Origin of the sequence: Bradyrhizobium sp. LMG 9283 (assembly GCF_045571415.1) — a bacterium.
In the GTDB taxonomy this organism is placed as follows: Bacteria; Pseudomonadota; Alphaproteobacteria; order Rhizobiales; family Xanthobacteraceae; genus Bradyrhizobium.
Genome location: NZ_CP120691.1, coordinates 3870113 through 3886870, shown reverse-complemented (window position 1 = coordinate 3886870; position 16758 = coordinate 3870113). Strand labels below are relative to the sequence as shown.

Sequence of the window (16758 nt, the reverse complement as noted above, 5' to 3'; positions counted from 1 at the left end):
CCGCAAGGCGACGGGGGCAATAGTGCATCGCTCCCCGGGGAGAGCACGAAGGACACCGTTAAAACCATCCGCGCAGGGAAGGCCGGGCGACCGGCATCACCTGTGGTCCACCCCGTGTGCATTCCTGTAGCGCACGGACTTGCGGGTGCCGCCGGCGCCCGGTCTTCCCCATAGGCGTTAAGTTTATTCTTGAGTGTTGGAATCACACGTGATTCCAAGGCGGGATGGCAGACGAATCGCTTCTGAACGAGGACTGGACGAGAGTGGTTGCGCAGCTCGGCGGGGCTGCGCAGCTTGAAATAAGTGCGCGCCAGACGAAGGCTTTCGTGCGGCGGCGCCAAATTCCAGATGCGGTGTCGTTACTTCGGCTGATGCTGGCCTATTGTCTGGGTGAAAGAGGGTTGAGATCGACAGCCGCGTGGGCCGCTTCTGTTGGCCTTGCCGACCTCAGCAGCGTGGCGTTGTTCTATCGCCTGCGTCAATGTGGCGATTGGTTTGCAGTGCTGGTGGAGGGCTTGCTCGCTGCGGCAGCCCCGAAGGCGAGCCGAGGCCGCCTGATCCGCATTATCGATGCGACGACAGTGCCTCAGGCAGGACCGGCTGCGCGCAGGAACAGTGAGCTTTGGCGCGTTCATAGTGCATTCGATCTGCCATATGAGCGCTTTGGTCACTTCGAGCTGACAGATCAGCAAGAGGGCGAAACGTTTGACCGGATACCGGTGGTCAAGAACGAGATCCGCATTGCTGACCGCGCTTATCTGCAACCTGACCGCATCGCCGCTGTCCGCGACGCCGGGGCAGACGTTTTGATCCGAGCGGGCTGGAAGAACGCACGTTGGCTTGATGCCAAAGGCCTTCCATTCGATCTGATGGCCCAATTGCGTGCGGCGAAGGCGCACGGACTGATCGATCGGAGGATTTGGATCAAACGCAAGGACGGTGCGCCTCTGGCTATGCGTCTGGTCGCAGTCAAGAAGCCCGCCGGTGCAGTCGCGGCTTCGCGTCGTAAAGCCCGGCGCGACGCACAAGACGAAAACCGCGTCATCTCCAAAGAAACTCTGGAAGCCGCGGATTGGGTCATTCTGGTCACGTCGCTCGCACGGGACGAGTTCTCCACCAAGGATGTACTCGCGCTCTATCGACTGCGATGGCGCATCGAACTTGGCTTCAAGCGACTGAAGAGTCTGATTGGTCTCAAGACGCCACCTGGAACCGATCCGCGCTCCGCCAAGCCCTACTTGCTGGCACACCTCTTGATCATCCTGCTGCTCGAGCCGCTTGCCCGCGACTTCGAGGACTCTCCCCGCTGGATGCAGGCCGCCTGACGGCACCTGGCGCTTGGCGTGTTTTGCAACAACTCGTTGCATCCTTGCTACAAGCGATCATTCCACAACCAACCATCCGTTGCTTCCGCCGCAGAAAGCGAGCGCTTGGGCGGCACCTGCGCGAGCCTCCTCGAAAACGTCCGTATCAATCGATGCTCGCGCTACCTTAACGCCTATGCGGTCTTCCCTGCGCCTTCGGCGCTTTTGAGGGAGCCAACTGAAGCAATAGCTCGGGCGAGATGAGCCGCGAGGATGATCAGCTATGCTTTTCGTTGAACGGCGATCTCGTGCCCCGGACGCTGCGCAGCACGAAGTGATGCGCTGCGGAGCCGGGGCCCATGCAACAGCAATCCGTGTGGCCTTCTGGGTCCCGGCTCTGCGCCGCAACGCCAAGAGCGTTGCAGCGCGTCCGGGACACGAGATCAACGTCATCCCTCCCCAGCCCCCAACAGGCCTTGTAACAAAACAGTCATGCAGCGAAACTAAACGAAGCTGGGAGCCGCGATCGCGGCCGAGCCGCCTCATCGCAGGGAGAGATTTGATGCGCCGTTCACTGCTGTTGCTGTCCGCCGGACTGACCGTCCTGTCCACCGGACTTGCCTCGGCCCAGAACAACACGCCCCGCAATTTGATTCTGTTCATCCCCGATGGCCTACGCGCGCTGAAGGTGACGCCGGAGACGGCCCCCGCAATGGCCGAGGTCCGCGACAAGGGCGTCAACTTCAAGAACCCGCACTCCCTCTTCCCGACCTTCACCATGGCCAACGGCTCGGCAATGTCGACCGGCCACTATCTCGGCGACACCGGCGTGTTCTCCAACACGATCTGGACCGGCTACACCTCAGCGCCCGCCGGTGACACCGTTGTCCCCTTCATCGAGAACGACGCCGTGCTCGGTGACATCGACGAGCATTTTAGGGGCGACTACCTCAACGAAGAGACCATTCTGAAGATGGCCCGCGACAAGGGGCTGAGCACCGCAGCGATCGGCAAGGTCGGTCCGACCTATCAGTTCGACCACACCGACAAGCCTGAAAAGCCCGGCTTGCACTCGATCGTGTTCGATGATTCCACGGGCGGCAAGAACAGCGTGGCGCTGTCGGACGAGGTGAAAGACGCTTTGACCAAGGCCGGCCTGCCCCTCGCCACGCCGCCGCGCGGCGACAATTCCAAGGCGGGCGATGCCAAGACGCCGGGCACCACGGTCGCCAACGTCGCGCAGCAGGCCTATTTCGCCGACGTCGCCACCAAGGTGGTGCTGCCGATGTTCAAGGCGCGCAACAAGCCGTTCGTGCTGGTGTTCTGGTCGCGCGACCCCGACGGCAGCCAGCACAACACCGGCGACAGCCTCAACCAGATCAAGCCCGGCATCAACGGCCCGACCTCGATGGCCGGCATCAAGAACGCAGACACCAACCTCGCCCAGCTCCGCAAAGCGCTCGACGAACTCGGGCTCGCCGCCTCGACCAACATCATCGTTTCCGCCGACCATGGCTTCTCGACGATTTCGAAGGAAAGCAAGACCAGCCCGTCGGCCAAGGTGAGCTATGACGACACGCCCAAGGACTTCCTGCCGATGGGCTTCCTGGCGCTCGACCTTGCGAAAGCGCTCGACCTGCCGCTGTTCGACCCCAACGACAAGAATGTGAAGATTGAAGGCAACAAGCACCCCAAGGCGGGCAACGGCGTGCTCGGCAAGGATCCCACCAAGCCCGATCTCGTCGTCGCCACCAATGGCGGCTCGGATCTGATCTACCTGCCGAACAAGGACAAGAAGCTCGCCGCGAAAACGATCAAGGTGCTGCTCGAGCAGGACTACGTCTCCGGCCTGTTCGTGGAGGACTCGCTCGGCCGCTTCCCCGGCACGCTGCCGCTGTCGAGCATCAACTTGCGCGGCAAGCCGGCGACGCCGACCCCGTCGATCGTCGTCAACTTCCGCTCCTATGCCAGCGATTGCGGCGAGGCGCCGACCAACTGCTCGGTCCAGGTGGCCGATACCGTGCTGCGCCAGGGCCAGGGCATGCATGGCAGCTTCAGCCGCGGCGACACCATGAACTTCATGGCCGCGATCGGGCCGGACTTCAAAGCCGGCTATGTCGACGAGATTCCGGTCAGCAATGCGGACGTCGGCATGACGGCCGCCCAGCTCATGGGCCTGCGCGCCTCGCAGAACGGCAGCCTGATCGGCCGCGTGATGTCGGAGGCCATGCCCAACGGCATCGTGCCAAAGGCCTATGTTGGCACGCTGAAGTCCAAGCCCGCCGAGGGCGGCCTGATGACCGTGCTGAACTTCCAGCGAGTCGGCAGTCAACGCTATTTCGATGCCGCTGGATTTCCGGGCCGCACGCTCGGGCTAGAGCTCGACGCCGGCAAACAAAAAACGGCGGGGAAATGACCCCGCCGTTCCCTCGCGTCCTCAAGTGACGCCCAAAATCTTACATCCCAATGTCGAACACGTTCGGCAATTGGCCCGCCAGAGGCAGCGCGGTGGCGCCCAGGAACGTCGCCACCATCGCCATGAGGCGACGGTTCATCTGGCGCTTGCCGCGCATCTGGCCGGCAATCCACTCCAGCATCTCGCTGTTGACCTTGGACGCATAGGACGGCGCCCAGCTCTCGATCTCGGTGTCGGCGGACAGCGCGACGCTGCGCGGCGGCACCTTCAGGCCCGAGGCGCTGGCGGCGTAGTGGGCAACAGCCTTGGCGAGCAGGTCGTCGAACCGGCCGCCGTCAGTACGCTCGGTCGCGGCCTCGTTGATCTCGAACAGCACTTCGGCCTCGGCGCGGCTGACGGGCTGGTCGTTGACGGCGGTGGCGGTGAGGATGCGCGAGCACCAGGCGGTGTCATCGGCATCGAGCGAACGGGAGAAATGCACCCTTCCCTTGGTGGTCGGGCCTTCGCCCGTGATCACGCCGTCGCGCACAATGCTCAGCGCATGGGCCGCGGTATCGCGGCAGGACGGTTCGAGGGACGACGACTCGGTAGACTTAGGCGCAGCGGCAGACATAGTTCACTTCCAGACTTCTTCCGATCGGCTAGCATTTTCATGCCGGCGTAAAGGGGTGGTTAACGATTCGATATGGGGATCGCGACTTTTCTAGATGGTTGCCAATTGGTCGCTGTCAGGACCAATTTGGTTCTAGGACGCGCCGGGCGGGCGTGATGGAAGTCATAAAAGGCATTATCGGGGCAATCGAGGCCCGTGCGGCTCCTGTGGAGATGTTTCGTCGCAGGCGCCGCTGTAACAGAAAGGTGCTAGGAAATCGGCCGTTCAAAGAAGGAATTCATATTTTACTTGAGCCGGTTCACTTGGCGTTCACTTGGCTTCGCCAAGCCATTATACTGAGTGTGACGGCCAGACATGAATTCCATAGTAAATTCAAAGAGATGAGGTAGAACCATGACACTCCCGATCGGCGCCAACGCCCCCGACTTCGAAGCCGAGACCACCGAAGGGAAGATCAAGTTCCATGACTGGATCGGCAACAGCTGGGCACTCTTGTTCTCGCACCCGAAGGACTTCACGCCGGTTTGTACGACCGAGCTTGGCGCTCTCGCCAAGTTGAAGCCGGAGTTCGACAAGCGTGGCGTCAAGCTGATGGGCCTCTCGGTCGATCCGGTCGACCGCCATTCCAAATGGTCAGAGGACATCAAAGAGACCCAAGGCGCCGCACCGAACTACCCGATGATCGGCGACACCGATTACAACGTCTCGAAGCTCTACGAGATGCTGCCGGCCTCGACCTCGGGCGATCCCCTCACCCGCACGCCGGCCGACAACCAGACCGTCCGCAACGTCTTCGTCATCGGGCCGGACAAGAAGATCAAGCTGGTGTTGGTCTACCCGATGACCACCGGGCGGAACTTCCAGGAGATCCTCCGCGCCATCGACTCGCTCCAGCTCACCGCCAAGCATCGCGTCGCGACGCCGGCCGACTGGTCGCAGGGCGAAGACGTCATCATTGCGGGCTCGGTCTCCAATGACGAGGCCAGGACGATCTACCCGCAGGGCTGGAAGGAGCCGAAGCCCTACATCCGCATCGTGCCGCAGCCGAAGTAACTCACTGTCATTCCGGGGCGGTCCGCAGGACTGAACCCGGAATCTCGAGATCCCGGGTCTGGTCCTTCGGACCATCCCGGGATGACGACGCTGAATTAGGCCGCATGCACGCGGTCGAGGAAGCTCTCCACTTCGGCCTTCAAATGCAGGCTCTCGCCCGACAGCGCCTGGGCGGAAGCAAACATCCGGCTCGAGGTCTCGCCGGTCTCGCTGGCGCCCTTCGCGGCTTGGCGGACATTGACGGCGACATCGGCCGTGCCCGACACGGCCGCGCGAACGCTGGCGACGATGTTGTGCGTCGCGCTTTTCTGCTGCTCGACCGCAGCCGAGATCGAGCCCGCGATACCGCTGATGCGCTCGATGGTCTGGCTGATCGCCTTGATGGCGGCGACCGATTCTTCGGTCGCGAGCTGCATGCTCTCGATCTGGCTCGAGATCTCGTCGGTCGCTTTCGCAGTCTGTCCGGCGAGCGTCTTGACCTCCTGAGCCACCACAGCGAAGCCGCGCCCGGCATCGCCCGCGCGCGCGGCCTCGATGGTGGCGTTCAGCGCCAGGAGATTGGTCTGCTCGGCGATCGAGGTGATCAGCTTGACGACGTCGCCGATGCGCGCGCCCGCTTCCGAGAGCTGCGCGATGCGCTGGTCGGTCGCCTCGGCCTGGCGCACCGCCTCGGCGGAGATCTCATTGGATTCCTGCACCCGGCGGGTGATCTCGGAGATCGATTGAGACAGCTCCTCAGAGGCCGACGCAGCCGAATGCACGTGCTCGGAGGCGCTTTCGGAGGCTCCCGCCGACTGCGCCGACAGATCGGCCGTGGAGCGCGCGGCGTCGGTGAGCTGTCGCGCGGCGCGCTCGAACTCGCCCGACGATGCCAGCACCTTGTCGAGAATGCCGCCGACGCTGCCGCGGAACTCCTCGACGAAACTGTGCAGCTCCGCCTTGCGCTGCTCGGCCGCGGCAGTCGTTGTCGCCGCCTGTTCGCTGCGCAGGCGCGCCCGCTCCTGCGAATTGCTCCTGAACACCGCAACCGTGCGGGCGATCTCGCCGATCTCATCGGCGCGGTCCTCGCATTCGATCGCGACGTCGCTCTGGCCGTTGGCAAGCGCGGTGAGCGAGTGCGTGACCGAGGTGAGCGGCCGGGTAACGCGGCGGACGACCAGCAGGGTCAGGACCAGCACCAGAAGCGCGGCGAGCCCGGCAGCGGCGGCCATGCTCTCGATCGCCTGCGACAGCATGCTCTCAAACTGAGCCATCGGGATGCCGACATAGAGAATGCCGGCGACCTTGCCGGTCGCGTCCAGAACCGGGAAATAGGCAGTCATGAACGTCTTGCCGAACAGCGTCGCGGGCCCCTTATAGGCCTCGCCGCGGCGCAGCGGGGCCTGCCCCGGATGATCGGCGGCAAGCTGGGTGCCGACGGCGCGGTCACCGTTTTCCTTCTTCACGTTGGTCGAGCGTCGCACGAATTGCCCGCTCGCCGCGTCGAACATGAACAGGGTCGCATTGCCGCCGACATAGGACACCGCACGATCGACGATGGCGTGATCCTTGAGGTCGGGCATCTTGGGAATCTCGGCGCGCTGGACCGCGCCATCCCGAATCGTGATCTTGGCGTCCGGAAAGGTCTCCGCAAAGGCCAGCGCCAGCGTGCGCAGATTGACCTCGATGTCCCGGAGCGCGCGATCATTGAAGGCTGATGTCAGCGACCAATAACCGACGCCGACCACCAGCGCCGTATTCATGGCGATCAGCAACACAGCGCACAGGACCGCCTTGGTGCCGAGCTTGAACTGCGGCAGAAACTTCGCCGTTGGAAGGTTGGACATGAATGGAATGACCCCCGTAATTTCTGCATATTCGTGCAATCGGCTTACGACCGCATTAACGACCGTTCGCACCGCCGCACGCGGCATGCTTTACAAATCGTAAATGAGGACGCCCGCCTGCAGGCTTACCTGCGAAGCCGATCCGCCAGACCCTGGCAGGCGGCGCCGATCGAGCTTGCGCAAAGAAGTCGTCTGAGACAGCCGCGAAGAAGGCCAAAAAGGCCAAGTGCTGATCGCAACCATCAGAGCCGTCTCCGGGTGCGGGCGCGCTTGGAGACGGCTTCGGCGACGCCTACCCTCGTCGCTTCGCTGCGCGCCGGCCCGGATGATGCTTGCCCTTGGGATCGCGGAATTCACTGCGATGGCCGCGCCGATCCTCGGCGTTGAAGCGCTTCCGCTTTTCCGGTGAGCCGAACTGTTTGATCACCCGTTTGCCATTGACCTTCTTGATCACGTAGCCGCCCTCGGTCATCGTGAAAGGCGCCTTCAGCGACCCCATGTGATCGAACTTGGTGCCGCGGGGATGTTCGAACGGCTCGAACCAGGACGGATAGACGAAGTTCGACATCGGAAAGCCGTTGACGATGAACGCCTCCTCCTCCACGGCGTCGCAAACCTCGTAGGCATATTGGGTGTGCCGGGTCTTGTCGGCCCACAGATTGGCCATGGGGTCGAGCACCATCTCGAACAGCTCGTGCGATGCGGCGAGGCTGACCGGCTCGTCCTCGCCGAGCGTCTTCAGGAATATCTTCGAGATCGGCTGTCCCTGATGCGTCAGCTCGTGCCGCCCGAGGAAGTTCTCGTGGGTGGCGTCGTCGAAATAGACCAGCTGCCAGTCCGTCGGCTTCGGCTTGCGGGTGACGTCGAGATCGATGGGATAGCCCCACACGGGGAGGAAATGCTCGTCGTAGCATTTCTGGAGCGCGGCCGTGAGCCTTCCCATCAGTCGGTCGCTCATCATCTCCTCTGCATAGTTGATGCAGGCAATCCGGACCGGCTTCATAGACCTGCCGAGCAGTGCACGCCGTGCTTTCGTCATGGACATCACCGTGCTGAAAAGAAATGGGTTGAATGCTCCACCCTAGCACGAAACGGTCAACACACGTCAGGGCTGTGAGCGCTGAAAAGCGCTATGAGCGCCGATTGACCACAAAGACCGCTGCGGCGCACAGCGCCATGCCCACAATGGCAATTGCGTCGAGCTTTTCGCCGAACAGCAGATAGGCCATCAGGGCCGTCACGGCCGGCACCAGGTAGAAAAGGCTCGCGACCGAGGTTGCCGCAGCGTGGCGGATCAGCCAGTACAACAGCCCGATCGATCCAATCGAGAGCGCCACCGCGAGCCAAGCGAGCGCGAGCACGAATTCCCGCGTCCAGTGCACCACGCGGTCTTCGAACAGGAAGGCGCCGATTGCGAAGAAGATGGTGACGGATAGGTATTGCACGAGATTGCCGGCGCGCCAGTCGATGTGATTGCAGTAACGGCGCTGGTAGAGCGTGCCGAGCGTGATGCTGATCAGGGAGACCACCGAGGCGAGCCAGCCGAGCCCGGCCTCGCCGGTCATCGGACGGTTGTGCAGGATCAGCACGACGCCGCCGAGGCCGAGCACGAGGCCAGCCCATTGCACCGGCGTCACCTTCTCGCCGAGCCACCGATTGGCGATGGTCGAAGTCAGGATCGGCTGCAGGCCCGGAATCAGCGCCGAAAGGCCGGCCGGAATAGAATGCGCGATCGCGATCGCGGTGCCGCCGAGATAGAAGCCGTGGACCAGGATGCCCGCGACCGCGCTGTGTGCAATGCCGGCGCGATCAGGCCATTTCGGCCGCGCGATGCCAGCGATGATCGCCATCAAGCCGACCACGATCGCCATGCGGATGGCGAGATAAGTCAAGGGATCGGCGTTGTTGACGACGTATTTGGTGCCGATAAATCCGGTGCTCCAGAGCAGCACGAACAGGATCGGCGCGGCGCGGGCGGTCAGAGCTTCTTGATTATGGTTCATTGCCGCCCTCATTGCCTCACCGGCGGTCATGCGGCAATGCGAATTTCGTCCTGATGATGCTGCGCTGCGACGGACGACAGCGGCCTAGCTCAGCCGCTCACCACTCTTCCGGACAGGGATTGACGATCTTCCAGAGCTCGACGCCGTTCTTGATCTTCTTCATGTCGGTGGTGAGCCCGCCATTGCGACGAATCCAGTCCTTCACCGTGTCGGGGTAGTAGGACATGAGATCGGAGGTGCCTTCGGCGCTGGTGACCTTGATGCCGAAGGTGAACGCTTTGTCGTAGTAGGCCTGATGGAAGCCGAGGCTGGCGCGCGGCGTCACACAGATCTTGTTCATCGGCACGATGCCGAGCACGAGCGTGCAGGCCGAATTGCAGATACCGTCGATGATGACGCGCTCGCCCTTCTCGCGCACGCGCTTGTACTTGGCCTTGTACTCCTCGACATAGCCGCCATGGTCGCGGGTGATGTGCAGCTCGGCGCGTGCTGGCGTGGCAGCGGCGAGGCAGAGCAACAGCAGGCTCAGAAGCGTGATGCGCATGGCGAGGTGACGGCGACGGCCTTCAGGAATGGACCGGCCTGGAAGGACCCGCAAAATGAGCCCTGGGGCCGGCAGCTGGATTCTTAACCGAATAGTCTTTGGTCATACTTGTGTGGGGAATTCGTTAAGCATCCCGAAAAGGCCAAAAATGGGCAGCTTTCGACCGCATGTCCGGCAATTCTGTCACACCTCCCCGGAAATCTGCGGGACTGGTCATGATTTCGGGCCTTCGGAGCGATGCCTGACTGCCCGAAATTGCTATAAATGGCCGACTTATTCGAGCGGGTTCCGGAGAATCGAGATGAGCAAGTTGACGCTTGTAGCCGCGGTTGCGGCCCTGACGGCTGCAGTGCTGGCACCTGGCCTCGCGGAGGCGCGCGGACATCACCGGTACCACCGCTCCTACGCCAACCCGCTGCCTTACCCGATCAGCTATCTGCACAATTACGGACCCGGCATCACCCCCGGCACCTTCGCCTATTACGACGGCCCGTCGACCAACCACTGCTACCGCAGCGCGGCTGCCTATATCGGCCAGGACGGCCGGCGGCACCCCTGCTACTGAGGCAATCCCGCAAGCAGGCGCGCTCGGCCCCGTCATGCCTGTCGGTCTGCTCGACCGAGCTGCGCGACCCGCCGACCGCTGGGTGCGATCGGCCTGACGCATCGCTGCCTTGCGCGGCGGTCAAGGGGTTGGGCTGCTCTCTGGTGTGGAGATTCGGAAATCCGCATGCAGCTCACCTTGCCCGGCAGCAGGCACACCGCCGCTGCATGTCGGCGACAACAAGAGCCAAGGCAAACTTGCGAACTGCGCAAGATCAAAGTCTAAAGGTGCGGCATGGCCCTGCGCGCCTACGCCAGCTGGCGGGCTGCCATCAAGGCCCGCCAGCTCGCTGAAGGTTTGTTCATCAGTATTACATTTCGGTTCCGCCACAATTTGAGCAGAACAACTTCGATATTCTGCATCGTGCAAGCGGAGGAAGACATCATGAATTTCAAGACTGGCCTCGTCGCCGCGTCCCTGTTCGGCGCCCTAGCGGCAACGTCGGCGGCATCCGCCATGCCCATCGCGCCCGCACCTGCGACACCGCAGATCTCCGGCATCGAGCAGGTCCGCATGGTCTGCAATGCCTGGGGGCGGTGCTGGTGGCGCCCGAACTACTATGGGTATTATGGGCCGCGGCCATATTACGGCCCGCGGTATTACGGGCCGCGCTATTACGGTCCGCGCTATGGCTATTACGGCTATCGCCGCTGGTGACGTTTGAAGGGGCCCTCTGGGCCCCTTCGCTTTTGCGAGGCCACGTCTTGCGCGGCGCCACTGGCCTGGAGCCATTCAGATCTGATCTAGATCAAAGATGAAATCAGCCGACACTGTCATCTGAAATAACGAAGCACGGAGCTTTACGTCCTTTCACGCCTGCATGCGGACAGTATTTCATTGGTCTCACCTCCGGCGGACCAATGAGCCGAGAACGTTGAGGGCGACATTGATCCGGCGGACGTCATGACGCGGTGTCCGCAATACTACGGCCCGGAATCCGGTTTACTGAAAGGCGACGTTTCGCCATTGATGGCGATGCATCGACGTTCATTTGATTGTCTCATTTTGGCAGCCGGCCAGAACCATGTTGTTCGACAACCTCGCTCCATCCTCCGCACTTCAACTGATCGGCTTTTCCGACGTCGATGCGTTTTGGCCGGTCGAGACGATGGAGGATGCGAGAAGCATTCCGCTCGACATCCCAAACTTCGCGGCGGCCCGCGCCGTCGTCTCCCTGCCGGCGTGCCGCATCATCGTGATGAGATCGTTCGCGCGCATCCTCGACACCACCTATCGGATGCCGGGCGGGATGGTGATCCTGTCGATGACCGACGATCTTCAAGCCAATTTCAAGGGAGTGGATCTCGACGCCCGCTTCTTCCTTGCGCTCCGCGGCAACGATGAGTGCCATTTCGTCGAGCCCCGGACCAATCATCATGCCATGATCATCTTCTCTCCCGAGCTGAGAGACCGGGGCTGGTTCGACCACGCCGACCAATTGCGGGCCCATGTCGCGAACCGGCCCGCCCTGCTCCACACGCGGCAACTCCTGCTCGACATCTTGCGCACCGCATCAGCGCAACCGCGCCTGTTTGAAACCACCGAAGTTGCAGCCCATCTTCAGGAAGGATTGCTGCTCGCGCTCGACGATTTATTTCGGATCGATTTGATGTCGGATCGGAGCGCCCCGGTGCAGAGCGAGCGCGCGATCAAGCTCGTGCAGCGCATCGACGATTACGTCGCGACCTATCCGACGGCTCCGATCTATACGGCCGATCTCGCCCGCGAGTTTGACGTATCGATCCGGACTCTCGGCGGCGCCGTCAGCAAGGTGCATGGCATGAGCCTGCACCAGTACATTCGCCTGAAGAGGCTGTGGGCGACCCGCGCCCGCCTCCTCAAGGGCGGCGTTACCGTTGCCACCTGCGCACGCGCCCAGGGCTTCCATCATCTCGGCGAATTCGCCGCAGCCTACCGCGCGACCTTCCACGAGGCGCCGTCCGACACGCTGGCACGCGGCCGGCAAAGCGGTGTCCGGGCAGGCTGATTGACGCCGCAGACCCTCGCGACAGAGGCGTCAACGCCGTTTCGGAACATATCTGGAACAACTGAGCGGCCCGAGACATAGGTGACAGAACGTACCGGACACATGGGTTACACTTTCCGCTTTTGTTCTGCGGGAGGTGTGGATGCCGTGGAAAGTGAGTTCGGTAATGGAAGAGCGCCTGCGCTTTGTCGCCCGGCTTCTGGATGGGGAAGCCATGACCGAGGTCTGTCGCGAGTTCGGCATCTCCCGCAAGACCGGCTATAAGATTTTCGACCGCTACAAGGAGCAAGGGCTTGGCGCGTTGAGCGACCGCTCCAGGCGGCCCATACGCTACGCCAATCAGCTCCCGCAACAGGTCGAGACCCTGATTGTCCAGCTCAAGGCCGAGAAGCCGCACTGGGGCGCCCGCAAGATCCGCGAACTGCTGGTACGCCGGCTCGATGGCGACATCAGGGTTCCCGCCAAAAGCACCATTCATGCGGTGCTCGACCGCCACGGTCTGGTCAAGCGCAGCAGCGGGCCGCGCCACCATGCGCACGGCACGCCGCTGTCGCAGGGCACGCTCCCCAATGATCTGTGGTGCGCCGACTTCAAGGGTGAGTTCAAGCTCGGCAATGGCCGATACTGCTATCCACTGACCGTTACCGACCATGCCTCGCGCTTTCTGCTGCTCTGCGAAGCGCTGGACTCAACGCGCGAAGACGCTGCCCTCACAGCCTTTGAGCAGCTGTTCCGCGAGCGCGGCCTGCCGTTTGCCATCCGCTCCGACAATGGCGTCCCCTTTGCCAGTCCCAATGCTTTGTTCAATCTCTCGAAGCTGTCAGTGTGGTGGCTCCGGCTCGGCATTGCGATCGAGCGCATTAAGCCAGGCCATCCGCAGCAGAACGGCCGTCATGAGCGCATGCATCTCACGCTCAAAAGGGAAGCCACCAGACCGCCGGGGTTCAACAGCCTCCAGCAGCAGGATCGCTTTGATAGCTTCCGGCACGAGTTCAATGAGGAACGCCCTCACGAAGCTCTCGATATGAAGCGTCCCGCAGACCTCTACACAGCTTCAGCACGCCGCTACGATGGCCTGCCCGAACTGACCTATCCCTTCCACGATCGAGACGTCGTCATCACATCCTGTGGGCGCCTTTGCCTGCACCGCAAGAAAATCAATATCTCCGTCGTGCTGGCCGGCCAAAAGCTCGGCATCAAGGAGGTCGACGACGGCATTTGGCTCGTCAGCTTCATGCACTACGATCTGGGCTACTTCGACCTGGAGCAAAAGACCTTGCAGCCCCTCGACAACCCATTCGGCCCAAAGCCCGTCACCGATGTCTCCGGTACGACATCCTCGCTTTGACCGAGAGGCAGTCTTGCTCATTCTTGGCACGGCAGCCCTTGGCTCGGCCGCGCTGAGCGGTCAACCCCCGCAGCCCGCAGGGGCGCGCCTTTGGCGCGCGGGGTTGACGGCGAACGCGCGTGCCGAGCAACAATGCGGCTGTGCCATGAATGCTTGGAGTGAGTGACCCTGCAACCCCTCGACAACCCGTTCGGCACGAGGTTGTCACCCATGTCTTAGGTACGACCTGTTACCTATGTGTCCGGGCTGGACACAACGGCGGACTGGCGCGCTCGGAAGGATTCGAACCTCCGACCCTCGGAATCGAAATCCGATGCTCTATCCAGCTGAGCTACGAGCGCCCTGGCCCGGCAACGGGCCACCGAGATTCGCCCGACCGGCGCTGGCGACGAACCAGCACACCGGACGGCGTTCGGATCGGTTCGAATTAGCAGAGAGGCCGGCCAATAAAAAGCCCTTCCCGCCTCCATCGAGGCGGGTCGAAGACGCCGTCACCAGGTCGTGTTGAAGAGGCCGAAATGCGGCTGCTGAGCGACCATCATCATGGGACGGCCGGGCTGCGGCGCCGGACGCGCCCTGACGATCTTGCGCCTGGGCTGAGCGTGCACCGGAGAAGCTTGAGCCTGAGAAACCTGAGGCTGAGTGGCCTCGGATTTCCTGGCGGCGGCGGTCTCGGCCCTCGGCGCCGGCGTGAACTGGGCGAAAGTCTCCCGCACCCGCGTCTTGGCCGACATCTCGGCGAAAGCCGGCGAAAGACCCTGTACCGGCGGCTGGGGCGCAGCCGCAACAGCGGCGGTCTTCACCGCGGGTGCGGCAATCGTCGGCTGGCTGGTGTCGAGCACGACGCGCTCAGGCAGATGACGGTTGGACCGGATTCGGATCAGAGGCTGGTCGTTGCTTGCGGTCGCGACGGCTTGCGCCACGGGCGCCGCCGGGAAAACGAAATCCGCCACGAACAGCAGTCCGAGCAGGGCTCCACCGACAAAAATGAAATACCTAAAGATGGGCATCGGCCGCGCTCCGCCCCCCGCATCCCCGCGTGGGCTCTCTCCGCCTCAACAGGCGATCTTTCAATTGGTTCCTGGCCCAGCCGTTCGGTTCAAATGGCGATGCGTGGTTTTTTCGCCAAGGACCAAGAGGGTAACTTTTCCGCTACCGGAACACGCCGCCTTTAAGCGCGACGTGCTGCAACCAGCGAACATTTTGCCTGATCGGCATTCACGTTAACGAAGCCGACAGGGATATGCACAAATGTCTTGCGGCTCTTCATGCTGACCGGATCGGCCAGCACGCGGCTGCGGTCGGTAAGATGACTGCCATCGCGCCGCGCAAAGGCGCAGACGATCTCGACATCCTTTACGGCATAGTCATTGTCGTTTCGCAGCGTGAACGTCACCAGGGCTTTGGAGCCAAGGCCGCCGCGGCGCCAGGTCTGCGATGAAATCCTGAGACGACCGAGTTCTACTCCGACCGGCACCTGAGCTTCGGACGCCGGCGACGCCACTGCGGACGCATCGCCTACGGGAGCCGTCTCAACAGCCGCCAGCTCCGGCCTCGCCGGCTCAGCACTGTTGCCTTTGGAAAGAGGCAGGAGCATCCAGATGCCGCAGCCGACGATGATTGCCGCCAGCAGCCACAGAAGGCTACGGCCGATCGAGACGCTCGCGATCGTTATGGCTCGCGCCAGTCGTTCGCCGGCCCCGGCGAAGCGCCCCAATCCGATCCGGTCGAGCCTGGCAATCATGGTTACATCACCGATCGCGGCCGAGCACCGTCAACGCCGGACTCGGTCACTGCTTACCTTAATCCGGCAGACGAATTAAGGTTCCCGCGCTCATGCGAGTCGGCAAGGCCGTAGCGACCACCGGCCGCCGCCACTAACATGCGCCGCAACATCGAACGACCCGGCTGGGAGAATACGAAATGCCATTCGCCGTTACTTGGGATCACGTCCATCTGCGCAGCCCCGATCCGGAGACCACGGCGGCCTGGCTGCGGGACATCCTCGGCGGCGAAATCGTGCGCGCGCCAGGCCGGCTCGAGGTGAACCTCGGTGGCGCCAGGATCTTCATCGCATCGCTGGATGGCGATGATACCGTCAACCCGCCACCTCCACATCCGCATCAGGGTCTCGACCATTTTGGTCTGACGGTGAAGGACATCGACGCAGTCGCCGCCGAGATCAAGGCCAAGGGCGTCACATTCACGCGCGAACCGACGACCATCCGGCCGGGCGTGCGCATCTGCTTCATCCGTGGCCCCGAAGGGATCTCTATCGAGCTGCTCGAGCGCGACAAGAAATACACCTGACGTGACGCGGCGTGGGCCGTCTCAGCCACCGGGGCGACGTGAGCCCTGGGGGCTAAGTCATGCTGCCGGGCATAAAGCAGCGGATGGTGACGCCCATGTAGCCGTAGATCGGCCAGACCATGGTGCGCCCCACCCGGTTCGGCTCGGAGATCACGGCCTCCTCGGGCACATCGACCCAGACGAGCTCCTGCTGCTGACCATCGAGCGCGTAGCCATAGCGCGGGATGCGGACGCGATAGTGCCCGTCCTTTGCTGTCCCAGTCGGCGTCCTGGAGCGCCGAGCCGTCGGCATCGGAGCAGCAAGGCCCCTTGCCGCTGCGCAGACTGTCGAACCATGCCTTCAATTCGGCATTGGTGTGGACGAACTGCCCGCGGTCGCGCGCGTGCCCAAAGGGGGCTGCGAGCGCCATCAAGGCCAAGGTGGACGCCAGCCTTGTCAAGTGTCGCCGGCGTATCGCACTGCCAATTCGCCATTGCTCGCTTTTGCAATTCGTGTGACGCGCACTGTACAGACACGGCTCATCGCCGCCGGAATCGATCCAGTTGGTCACGTTCGTCTTGCTCCAGCACCCCGCGGCCAGTGCAACAATGGTTATGCATTTCGCGGGCCAACCCTGATTCGTAACGGTCGCCTCCGCTTCACCATCGGAGCGCCATGACGACCTCACACACAAGCCCGGACAACTACGGCTTGCCGCTGCAGGCTCTCGCAACCAGCCGGCAAACTGCCGCGTTGCGCGAGGGGATCGG

15 protein-coding genes, 1 tRNA gene and 1 pseudogene are annotated in these 16758 nt (G+C 62.7%); 8 read left to right on the top strand and 9 right to left on the bottom strand.

Annotation, left to right across the window (positions count from 1 at the left end; all coding sequences use genetic code 11):
- Positions 1 to 224: 224 nt before the first annotated feature.
- Together P6U29_RS18240 and P6U29_RS18235 are read left to right on the top strand one after the other, a co-directional pair.
- Positions 225 to 1325, top strand: a complete 1101-nt coding sequence (locus tag P6U29_RS18240) for an IS4 family transposase (RefSeq protein WP_407112594.1) — start codon at positions 225 to 227, stop codon at positions 1323 to 1325.
- A 541-nt stretch (positions 1326 to 1866) separates the two neighbouring features.
- The gene (locus P6U29_RS18235) at positions 1867 to 3720 is read left to right on the top strand and encodes an alkaline phosphatase family protein (protein WP_407118825.1); all 1854 of its coding nucleotides are present in this window, start codon (positions 1867 to 1869) and stop codon (positions 3718 to 3720) included.
- A gap of 40 nt (positions 3721 to 3760) precedes the next feature.
- Here P6U29_RS18235 and P6U29_RS18230 read toward each other — a convergent pair whose 3' ends face one another.
- Entirely contained in the window at positions 3761 to 4333 is a 573-nt protein-coding gene (locus P6U29_RS18230; protein ID WP_407118824.1) for a hypothetical protein, read from the bottom strand.
- A 393-nt stretch (positions 4334 to 4726) separates the two neighbouring features.
- On the opposite strand from P6U29_RS18230, the gene P6U29_RS18225 reads away from it, so the two are divergent.
- Positions 4727 to 5386, top strand: coding sequence for a peroxiredoxin (locus P6U29_RS18225; protein ID WP_407118823.1), 660 nt, complete (start codon positions 4727 to 4729; stop codon positions 5384 to 5386).
- 95 nt (positions 5387 to 5481) lie between these two features.
- Here the strand turns inward: P6U29_RS18225 and P6U29_RS18220 are convergent, their stop codons facing one another.
- The 4 genes from P6U29_RS18220 to P6U29_RS18205 form a co-directional block, all read right to left on the bottom strand.
- Positions 5482 to 7212 (bottom strand): Cache 3/Cache 2 fusion domain-containing protein, encoded by a 1731-nt coding sequence (locus tag P6U29_RS18220; protein WP_407118822.1) that lies wholly within the window; start codon positions 7210 to 7212, stop codon positions 5482 to 5484.
- 292 nt (positions 7213 to 7504) lie between these two features.
- Positions 7505 to 8251 carry a hypothetical protein gene (locus P6U29_RS18215; protein WP_407118821.1) on the bottom strand — a complete coding sequence of 249 codons (747 nt, stop codon included), beginning with the start codon at positions 8249 to 8251 and terminating at the stop codon, positions 7505 to 7507.
- A 91-nt stretch (positions 8252 to 8342) separates the two neighbouring features.
- Positions 8343 to 9215 carry a DMT family transporter gene (locus tag P6U29_RS18210; RefSeq protein ID WP_407118820.1) on the bottom strand — a complete coding sequence of 291 codons (873 nt, stop codon included), beginning with the start codon at positions 9213 to 9215 and terminating at the stop codon, positions 8343 to 8345.
- Positions 9216 to 9312: 97 nt separating this feature from the next.
- Complete coding sequence (locus tag P6U29_RS18205; RefSeq protein WP_407118819.1) at positions 9313 to 9759, bottom strand: hypothetical protein; 447 nt, start codon at positions 9757 to 9759, stop codon at positions 9313 to 9315.
- A gap of 301 nt (positions 9760 to 10060) precedes the next feature.
- Here P6U29_RS18205 and P6U29_RS18200 point away from each other — a divergent pair, with 301 nt between their 5' ends.
- From P6U29_RS18200 to P6U29_RS18185, 4 genes are all read left to right on the top strand, one after another.
- The gene (locus P6U29_RS18200; protein WP_407118818.1) at positions 10061 to 10324 is read left to right on the top strand and encodes a hypothetical protein; all 264 of its coding nucleotides are present in this window, start codon (positions 10061 to 10063) and stop codon (positions 10322 to 10324) included.
- Between the two features lie 423 nt (positions 10325 to 10747).
- A complete protein-coding gene (locus P6U29_RS18195; RefSeq protein WP_407118817.1) occupies positions 10748 to 11020 on the top strand; it encodes a hypothetical protein in 273 nt (90 codons plus the stop codon).
- A gap of 367 nt (positions 11021 to 11387) precedes the next feature.
- A complete protein-coding gene (locus P6U29_RS18190; RefSeq protein WP_407118816.1) occupies positions 11388 to 12350 on the top strand; it encodes a helix-turn-helix domain-containing protein in 963 nt (320 codons plus the stop codon).
- 142 nt (positions 12351 to 12492) lie between these two features.
- Positions 12493 to 13698, top strand: a complete 1206-nt coding sequence (locus tag P6U29_RS18185) for an IS481 family transposase (RefSeq protein WP_407115981.1) — start codon at positions 12493 to 12495, stop codon at positions 13696 to 13698.
- Positions 13699 to 13962: 264 nt separating this feature from the next.
- Here the strand turns inward: P6U29_RS18185 and P6U29_RS18180 are convergent.
- The 3 genes from P6U29_RS18180 to P6U29_RS18170 form a co-directional block, all read right to left on the bottom strand.
- Positions 13963 to 14039, bottom strand: a tRNA-Arg gene (locus P6U29_RS18180).
- Positions 14040 to 14189: 150 nt separating this feature from the next.
- On the bottom strand, positions 14190 to 14708 hold the full coding sequence (locus tag P6U29_RS18175) for a hypothetical protein (protein ID WP_407118815.1): 519 nt from the start codon (positions 14706 to 14708) through the stop codon (positions 14190 to 14192).
- A gap of 161 nt (positions 14709 to 14869) precedes the next feature.
- Positions 14870 to 15442, bottom strand: coding sequence for a hypothetical protein (locus P6U29_RS18170; protein ID WP_407118814.1), 573 nt, complete (start codon positions 15440 to 15442; stop codon positions 14870 to 14872).
- Positions 15443 to 15621: 179 nt separating this feature from the next.
- Here P6U29_RS18170 and P6U29_RS18165 point away from each other — a divergent pair, with 179 nt between their 5' ends.
- On the top strand, positions 15622 to 16008 hold the full coding sequence (locus P6U29_RS18165) for a VOC family protein (RefSeq protein WP_407118813.1): 387 nt from the start codon (positions 15622 to 15624) through the stop codon (positions 16006 to 16008).
- Positions 16009 to 16060: 52 nt separating this feature from the next.
- Here P6U29_RS18165 and P6U29_RS18160 read toward each other — a convergent pair.
- Positions 16061 to 16559: pseudogene (locus P6U29_RS18160) on the bottom strand (hypothetical protein).
- Positions 16560 to 16758 lie beyond the last annotated feature (199 nt).